The sequence below is a fragment of the Mycobacterium sp. TH-M103 genome (assembly GCF_057473785.1).
On record NZ_JBYCLG010000292.1, the window covers coordinates 1 to 8,369 of the forward strand.

Here is an 8,369-nt window from a genome sequence, read left to right on the forward strand (position 1 = left end):
AATCCACAGTGCCAGCCCGATGGCGGCGACCATCCCGATGATCCACATCGCCATGCCCTCGGGTGCGGGTCCGAAGCCGCCGAGGCCGTAGCCGCCCGGCTGGCGCTCCTCGGAGACCGACTTCACGTACGCGATGATGTCCTTCTTGTTGTCGAAGGACAGCTGACGGTCGGAGAACTTGGGCATGTTCTGCGGACCGGTGCGCATCGCGGCTAGGATCTGCTGTTCGTTGGCGTCGCCCAGGTCGGGTGCGTACTTGCCCGACGACAGCGCCCCGCCCTTGCCGGTGAAGTTGTGGCACGAGGAGCAGTTGAGCCGGAACAGGTCGCCGCCGCGGCCGACGTCGTTACCGCGCAGCGACTGCATCGCCAGGCTGCCGTCGGGGTTGCGGACCACGGTCGGGCCGCCGCCGTTGGCCTGCACGAAGGCGCCGATCGCCTCGATCTGCGACTCGTCGAAGATCGGCTCCTTGCGCGGCGCCTGGGCCTCGCCCCGCATGGCGGGCATGCGGCCGGTGGATACCTGGAAGTACACGGCCTCCTCGCCGACCCCGATCAGGCTGGGCCCGTGCTGGTTCACACCCTGCAGGTTCGCACCGTGGCAGGACACACAGGAGGTGTCGAACAGCTGCTTGCCGGTGCGCAGCAGCGCCGAGGACGATTCGTCGGCGACGGCCACCTGTGGCGTGGGCGTCAGTACGGCGGCCAGCCCGCCGGCGATCGTCAGCGCTATCAGCAGCAGCAGGCCGCCCGACAGGCGCCGGCGCAGCCGCCGCCGCGCGCGATCACTGCGCTGGTTACGTGGCTTGCGGCCACCGGACCGGGTGACCCGCAGATTCTTCAACCGCTCACTCCTCTTCGTCCCGAGCCGGCTCATCGAATGAAATAGATGACGGTGAACAGCGCGATCCACACGATGTCGACGAAATGCCAGTAGTAGGAGACGACGATGCTCGCCGTCGCCTGCGCGGGCGTGAACTTGCTCATCGTCGTGCGGGCCAGCAGAAAGATGAAGGCGATCAGACCGCCCGTGACGTGCAACCCGTGGAAGCCGGTGCACAGATAGAAGACGGTGCCGTAGGCGCTGCCGGGGATGGTCGTGCCGTGGGTAATCAGGTGGTAGTACTCGTAGCCCTGGCCGAGGACGAAGAACAGCCCCATCAAGAACGTGATCACGTACCAGCGGCGCAGGCCGAAGACGTCGCCGCGTTCGGCCGCGAACACCCCCATCTGGCAGGTGAACGACGAGGCGATCAGCACCAGCGTCACCGGGACGGCCTGGTACAGATTCAGCTCGGTCGGCGGCGGCGGCCACTTCCCGCCGGCCTGCGAGCGCGCTGTGAAGTACATCGCGAACAGGCCAGCAAAGAACATCAGCTCACTGGAAAGCCACACTATGGTGCCGACACTGACCATGTTCGGTCGGTTCAGCGAATGAATCCGCGAGGTGATGGCAGTACCTGAGGTCCCGGCAGCGCTGGTCACATCCGCAAGTATGACGCTTTGTAGTTGTCGAACTCCACCCGGGGCGGCAATTCGGGGTGCCGCGCGTCGCGTCCGCTGCGGTTCGGCACTTCTCGGGGGGCCTGTCGGGGGTGTCGTGGGGCGCGGCCGCCGAGCGTGGGACCATCGGCGCGTGCCCGTGCCACCCGAGACGCCCGCCGCCGGGCCGGCGGCGTCGTGGCGGCAGGTGCTGGCCCGGTTGACGGGCGGGCACGCGCTGGCGCGGGGCCAGGCGGCCTGGGCCATGGACCAGATCATGGCCGGCGCCGCGACGCCCGCCCAGATCGCGGCGTTCGCCGTGGCGATGACGATGAAGGTGCCCACCGCGGCGGAAGTCGGCGAGCTGGCCGAGGCGATGCTGAGTCACGCGCGCCCGATGCCCGAGGGCGTCGTTCCCGCCGGTGCCCTCGACATCGTGGGCACCGGCGGCGACGGGGTCAGCACCGTCAACCTGTCCACCATGGCCGCGATCGTGGTCGCGGCCGCCGGCGTGCCGGTAGTCAAGCACGGCAACCGGGCGTCGTCGTCGCTGTCCGGGGGCGCCGACACCCTCGAGGCGCTCGGGGTGCGCATCGACCTCGAACCAGACCAGGTGGCGCGCTGCCTCACCGACGTCGGGATCGGGTTCTGCTTCGCCCCGGTGTTTCACCCGTCGTACCGGCACGCCTCGGCCGTGCGGCGCGAGATCGGTGTGCCGACCGTCTTCAACCTCCTCGGGCCGCTGACGAATCCGGCGTCACCCCGGGCCGGCCTGATCGGCTGCGCGTTCGCCGATCTCGCCGAGGTGATGGCGGGGGTGTTCGCCGCGCGCCGGTGCAGCGTGCTGGTGGTGCACGGCGACGACGGGCTCGACGAGCTGACCACGACGACCACCAGCACGATCTGGCGGGTGCAGGCCGGGACGGTGGACAAGCTGACGTTCGACCCGGCCGGTTTCGGGTTCGCCCGCGCCGAGCTCGACGAATTGCTGGGCGGCGACGCCCGGGCCAACGCCGCGGAGGTGCGCGCGGTGCTGGCCGGCGCCGGGGGGCCGGTGCGCGACGCGGTCGTGCTCAACGCCGCCGGGGCGATCGTCGCGCACGCCGGGCTATCCAGCCGCGCCGAATGGCTGCCGGCGTGGGAGGACGGGCTGCGGCGGGCCGCCGCCGCCATCGACTCGGGCGCGGCCGAACAGCTGCTCGCGCGATGGGTGCGGTTCGGTCGCGAACTCTGAGTCGGCGGCGCCCGCTTGCTTGCAGGCCAGCCGGGCGGAGCGCGCCGAGGCCGCCCACGCCGCCCAGGCGCCGGCCGACCGCAGCGGGGACGCCCAGCCGTCGGCCTCGGGGTCGCCGACCCGCACGATGCGCGCCCCGGCGCCGGCCAGCCAGCGCGCGATCAGGGCGGTCTCCTCGACGAGCGCGCCGCCCAGCGGGGCCGGGGCCGGCAGGATCGTTTGGGCGGCAGCGCAAATGGCGTCGACCACGGGCATCGGCGGCACCCCGCGCCGGGCGCTGCCGGCGGCGGCGAGCTGGCCGTGGCGGATGACCACGAGGTGATATCCGCCCTCGCCGTCGGGCGCCGCCGCGATCAGCTCCGGCAGCGCGGCCAGGGCACGCAGCCGCTGGCCGCGCCACAGGGTTTCGACGGCGGTGGCGGTGCGGTCGCGCAGGCGCGCCGCGCTCTCGTAGTGGCGGCGCCCGGCCAGCGTGGTGACCTGGTCGACCGCCGCGGCCAGGGCGGCGTTGTCCTGGCCGTCGATCAGGGCCGTCACGCGCGCCACCGCCGCCGCGTACCGGGCGGCCGTGACGTCGCGCGCGGCCGGGCACGGCGACACCTCGGCCTCGGGGCACGCGGGCCCGTGCAACGCGGAGCGCCCCAGCCGGGTGGTGCAAGTTCGCAGGCCCGTGAAGCGGGCGAGCAGGTCACCGGTGTCGGCGGCGTCGGATCGGGAGCGAAACGGCCCGACGGCGCGGTCGTGTCGGGGGGCGCGAACCACCGCCAGCCGGGGGAACGCCTCGTCGGTCAGGGCCAGCCACCACCAGCGCTGCGGGAACCTCGACCGGCGGTTGTACGGCGGCGCGTGGGCGGCCAGCATGCGCAGTTCCCGCACGCCGGCCTCGAGCGCGTGCGCGCACTCGACGTGCTCGACCGTGGTGGCCAGGGAGACCATCTCCTTCATCCGGCCGCGGGGGTCGGCGCCGGTGAAGTACTGGCGCACCCGGCGGCGCAGGTCGACCGCGGTGCCGACATAGAGCACCTCGGCCGCCGGCCCGCGGAACAGGTAGACCCCAGGCCGGCGCGGCAGGTGATCCGCGAGGACCCGCTTGCTGCGCTGCGCGGGCGTCACGTCGGGCAGATAGGAGCGCAGGTCGGCGTAGGTGTGCACGCCCTGGTTGCCCACCCGCTCGATCAGCGCGTGCAGCACCTCGACGGTGGCGCGGGCGTCGTCGAGGGCGCGGTGGGTGGGCTGGGCCGCGACGGCGAACAGCTGCGCCAGGGCGCCCAACCGCACGCTGGGCGCCTCCTCGCGACCGAGCACCCGGCGGGCCAGCCGAACGGTGCACAGCACCTGCGGCCGGGGCCAGGCGATGTGGCAGCGCTCGGCCGCCGCGCGCAGGAACCCGATGTCGAACCCAGCGTTGTGGGCGACGAGCACCGCGCTCCCGGCAAACTCGAGGAACATCGGCAGGACGGCATCGATGGTCGGGGCGTCGCCCACCATCGCCGTGGTGATGCCGGTGAGCTGGACGATCTGCGGCGGGATGCTGCGCTGCGGGTCGACCAGCGTGGCGAACTCGCCGAGCACAACGCCGCCGCGGACCTTGACCGCCCCGATCTCGGTGATCGCGTCGGGCGGCGCCGTGTCCGTGCCGCGGCTGCGACCTCCGGTGGTTTCGAGGTCCACCACGACGAAAGTCGTTTCGCGCAAAGGCATTTCGTCGGCCGTGCACGGCGTCCCCACGTCGGCGAAACTCAGTTGAGCCGCGCCACCTGCACCCATGGCTTGCCACGTTAGGCAGGACCACCGACACCGGCGGCTCGCCACGCCGCGGGCCGGTCGGGGGCGGCGGCGGGGCGATGTCGGTGCCCGCGGTTAGCGTGCGGGCTAGCCCGGACACGGGGATCGTCGACAACCAGACCGAGAGGATCGACCCGATGACACGAATCAGCGGACCCGACAGCCCAGGCGGGGCGGGGACCGAAACGTCCGAACCGGTGGTGATCGACTGCGACGACTGCGCGGTCCGCGGGCCCGGTTGCCGCGATTGCGTGGTGAGCGTGCTGCTCGGGGTGCCCGAGACCCTGCTGCAGGACGAGCGCGCCGCCCTGGAGGTTCTCGCCGACGCGGGGCTGGCGCCACGGCTGCGCCTGGTGCCGATCCGACGCGCCCGCGGGGCCGGTGTGGCTTAACCGCCCTGCGCCGCATACACTTCGGGGCGCGGCCAACCCGCCGTCACTCACAGAGAAATGACAGAAATCTTTCTAATTTCTTAATTGATGACTTTGGACAAACGCCTTTATCGTTTCGTAACCTGTTTGAGACCTAAACCAGCTCGGCGGCCGTCGGTCGCCGAAGGCCGTTCGAGGATGCACAATCTTGAGCTTTGACGTCGGGTACCCGATTGCGCGGGGTCTAACACGTTGTCTGGTGGGTACGTTAGCGGGCTTCATCGTGTTTTCCGGCGTTTTCGCAGCAAATGTGGCCGCCGACCCTGCCCAGGACGCGCTGGCCAAACTCACCGAGCTGTCGCGGCGGGCCGAGCAGACCACCGAGGCGATGCACAGTGCCCAGCTCGACCTGAACGACAAGCTGGCGGCCCAGCGCGAGGCGGAGCGCAAGCACGCGGACGACCAGGCCGCCGCCGACGCGGCGAAGGCCCGCCTGGCCGGATTCCAGCACGCGGTCGACAAGCTGGCTGCCGCGACGTACATGGGTGGCCGCGTCGACGGCATGGAAGCCATGCTGACCGCGGGATCGCCGCAGGGACTGATCGACAAGCTGGGCATGCAGCGGATCATGGCTACCCAGATGACCAACCAGATGGCCAGTTACCGCTTCGCCGGCCAGCAGGCCGCCAACGCGGAGCGGGAGTCGGCCAAGTCCGAGGCCCAGGCGAAGAGCGCGGCCGAACAGGCCGCCGCGGTCCGGGCCGGCCTGCAGTCCAAGCAGAGTCAGCTGCAGGTGCAGATCGCCGTCGTCAAGTCGCAGTACCTCGCCCTGACGGCCGATCAGCGCACCGCGCTGGCAAACCCCGGGCCGGTCCCGGAAGGCGCGCCCGCGCCGGGCGCCCCCGCGCCGGACGCGGCGCCGCCGGGCACCCCCCCTGGTGACGGCCAGAGGCCCGGTGGGCCTCCGGCGCCCTTTGGCTGGGCTGCCCCGGCTCCCGGCGGTGGCGGTGGCGGTGACCGTGCCAACGTGGTGCAGGCGGCGCTGACGCAGGTCGGTTCGCCGTATGTGTGGGGCGGCGCCGGCCCCGGCGGGTTCGACTGTTCCGGGCTGGTGATGTGGGCCTTCCAGCAGGCCGGCATCTCGCTGCCGCACTCCAGCCAGGCGCAGGCCCAGGGCGGTCAGCCGGTGGCGGTGTCGGACCTGCAACCCGGCGACGTCATCACCTTTTATAACGACGCGTCACACAGCGGCATCTACGTCGGCGACGGCATGGTGATCCATTCCTCCACCTACGGCCAGCCTGTGCGCGTGGTGCCGATGAATGCCGCGGGCCCGATCCACGACGCCCGCCGCTACTAGGCGCCCCGCGGCGCACCCCGATGCCCCGCGGCGTCGGCGCCTTTCGACACTGCTGGCGTGGGTATTCGTCGCCGAGGCGGTCGTGGCCTCAGCCCTGCCGCTTCGTCCGCATCCCGACACGCCGGTGCGCCCCACCGACCACCCGGTGGCCGCAGCGGCGGCTGTGGTCGTCGGTGACCGAACCGTCCGGCTGCTCGGCCCCGACAAGCGCCTGCTGTCGCGGGTCGCGTCGGACGTCGGCGCCGCGGTGCGGCGGGTGGAGGCGTTCTGGGGCGCGGAGTGGCCGCCCGACGTCGAGGTGGTGGCCGCCGGCTCCGACGCACAGTTCCGCGCCGCCGCCGGCGGGGGACCGGCGGCGCAGTGGGCCGACATCGCCGCGGTGACGGTCGCGGACCGCGTCGACGCGGCCCGCCGGGTGGCGCTCGGCGAGCGGATCGTGTTCGCCCCGGGCGCTGCCGGTATGAGCGAACCCGCACTGCGGATCGTGTTGGCGCACGAGCTCTTTCATTACGCCGCCCGTCCCGACACCGCCCTGGACGCGCCGCGGTGGCTGACCGAGGGCGTCGCCGACTTCGTTGCCCGGCCGATCACCCCGGTGCCCGCCGGCGCCGCGGCCGGGACGGCGGCGCTGCCCTCGGACGCCGACTTGGACGCGCCGGGGCCGCAGCGCTCGTCGGCCTACGACCGTGCGTGGTGGTTCGCCCGGTTCGTCGCCGACAGCTACGGGACGGCGACGCTGCGCGCGTTCTACGTGGCCGCCTGCGGCGTGGGACACACCGACCTGCCGACCGCCGTCCGCGACGTTCTGGGCACCGAGCCGGCGCAGCTACTCGGCCGCTGGCGGCGGTGGCTGGCGCAGTAGCGCGCAGGCCTGGGCGACCGGCACGCTAGCCTGTCGCACTGTGAGCCGGGTCCTGCTGGTGACCAACGACTTTCCGCCGCGGCCGGGCGGTATCCAGTCGTATCTGGTCGAGTTCGTCGGCCGGCTGGCCGGCGCCGGGTCGCACTCCGTGACCGTATACGCGCCGCAATGGAAAGGCGCCGACGCCTTCGACGAGGCGGCCGCGGCCACCGGCTACCGCGTGGTGCGCCATCCCGGCACGTTGATGCTGCCGGGGCCGGCGGTCGATGCCCGGATGCGCCGGCTGATCGGCGACCACGGCATCGACACCGTCTGGTTCGGGGCCGCCGCCCCGCTGGCCCTGCTGGCGTCGCGGGCCCGCGGCGCCGGGGCGACCCGCGTGCTGGCCAGCACCCACGGCCACGAGGTGGGCTGGTCGATGCTCCCGGTGGCCCGGTCGGTGCTGCGCCGCATCGGCGACGACACCGACGTCGTGACGTTTGTCAGCCGCTACACCCGCTCCCGGTTCGCCCCGGCCTTCGGGCCGAACGCCTCGCTGGAGTACCTGCCGCCCGGGGTGGACACCGACCGGTTCCGGCCCGACGCGGCCGCCCGCGCCGAGCTGCGCGACCGCTACCGGCTCGGTGAGCGGCCGACCGTGGTGTGCCTGTCGCGGCTGGTGCCCCGCAAGGGCCAGGACACGCTGATCAAGGCGCTGCCTTCGGTCCGTCGGCGCGTCGACGGCGCGGCGCTGGTGATCGTCGGCGGCGGCCCGCACTCCGACGCGCTGCGCAGGCTGGCCCGCGACTGCGGGGTCGCCGAGCACGTGACGTTCACCGGCGGCGTGCCGGCGGCCGAGCTGGCCGCGCACCACGCCCTGGCCGACGTCTTCGCGATGCCGTGCCGCACGCGCGGCGCCGGCATGGACGTCGAGGGGCTGGGCATCGTATTCCTCGAGGCGTCGGCGACCGGCGTGCCGGTCATCGCCGGTCGGTCCGGCGGAGCCCCGGAAGCCGTGCAGCACAACAAGACCGGCTTCGTGGTCGACGGCCGCTCGGTGGACGAGGTCGCCGCGGCCGTCGCCAGGTTGCTGGCCGACCGCGATCGCGCCGCGGCCATGGGCGCGGCCGGCCGCGAGTGGGTGATGGCGCAGTGGCGCTGGGACACGCTGGCCGCGCGGCTGGCCGGCCTGCTCCGCGGCTAAGTGGTCTTGCCCGTTAATTCGTCGGGGGTTGTTGCCATGCGGTGGGGTCGCCGAGGTAGAGGCCACAGGCGCAGTCGAGGGCTTCTTCGGGAC

Annotated in this window: 7 protein-coding genes and 1 pseudogene; 5 read left to right on the forward strand and 3 right to left on the reverse strand. The window is 72.7% G+C overall.

The window, feature by feature from the left end:
- Together qcrC and ctaE are read right to left on the reverse strand one after the other, a co-directional pair.
- The coding region (gene qcrC / locus AC2VOR_RS16515) for a cytochrome bc1 complex diheme cytochrome c subunit (RefSeq protein WP_486964138.1) at window positions 1-876 on the reverse strand (876 nt) is incomplete at its 3' end.
- Entirely contained in the window at window positions 873-1,484 is a 612-nt protein-coding gene (ctaE, locus tag AC2VOR_RS16520; RefSeq protein WP_369738290.1) for an aa3-type cytochrome oxidase subunit III, read from the reverse strand. The genes qcrC and ctaE, both read right to left, overlap by 4 nt.
- Before the next feature lie 151 nt (window positions 1,485-1,635).
- On the opposite strand from ctaE, the gene trpD reads away from it, so the two are divergent.
- Window positions 1,636-2,715 (forward strand): anthranilate phosphoribosyltransferase, encoded by a 1,080-nt coding sequence (gene trpD, locus AC2VOR_RS16525; protein ID WP_369738291.1) that lies wholly within the window; start codon window positions 1,636-1,638, stop codon window positions 2,713-2,715.
- On the opposite strand, the pseudogene AC2VOR_RS16530 reads toward trpD, so the two are convergent.
- Window positions 2,653-4,482 (reverse strand): annotated as a pseudogene (locus AC2VOR_RS16530) (DEDD exonuclease domain-containing protein); the annotation flags it as partial. The gene trpD and the pseudogene AC2VOR_RS16530 sit on opposite strands and share 63 nt — an antisense overlap.
- 155 nt (window positions 4,483-4,637) lie before the next feature.
- Here AC2VOR_RS16530 and AC2VOR_RS16535 point away from each other — a divergent pair.
- The 4 genes from AC2VOR_RS16535 to pimB all read left to right on the forward strand — a co-directional run bounded on the left by AC2VOR_RS16535 (window position 4,638) and on the right by pimB (window position 8,276).
- The gene (locus tag AC2VOR_RS16535; RefSeq protein WP_369741543.1) at window positions 4,638-4,892 is read left to right on the forward strand and encodes a hypothetical protein; all 255 of its coding nucleotides are present in this window, start codon (window positions 4,638-4,640) and stop codon (window positions 4,890-4,892) included.
- Window positions 4,893-5,079: 187 nt separating this feature from the next.
- Window positions 5,080-6,231, forward strand: a complete 1,152-nt coding sequence (gene ripC, locus AC2VOR_RS16540; RefSeq protein ID WP_369738292.1) for a peptidoglycan hydrolase RipC — start codon at window positions 5,080-5,082, stop codon at window positions 6,229-6,231.
- Window positions 6,232-6,280: 49 nt separating this feature from the next.
- On the forward strand, window positions 6,281-7,093 hold the full coding sequence (locus AC2VOR_RS16545; RefSeq protein ID WP_369741544.1) for a DUF4157 domain-containing protein: 813 nt from the start codon (window positions 6,281-6,283) through the stop codon (window positions 7,091-7,093).
- A 40-nt stretch (window positions 7,094-7,133) separates the two neighbouring features.
- Window positions 7,134-8,276 (forward strand): GDP-mannose-dependent alpha-(1-6)-phosphatidylinositol monomannoside mannosyltransferase, encoded by a 1,143-nt coding sequence (pimB, locus tag AC2VOR_RS16550; protein ID WP_369738293.1) that lies wholly within the window; start codon window positions 7,134-7,136, stop codon window positions 8,274-8,276.
- Window positions 8,277-8,369 lie beyond the last annotated feature (93 nt).

What these genes read in the sequence shown, in the direction of transcription:
- AC2VOR_RS16535 (WP_369741543.1), top strand. Translation starts at nt 4,638, where the DNA reads ATGACACGAATCAGCGGACCCGACAGCCCAGGCGGGGCGGGGACCGAA.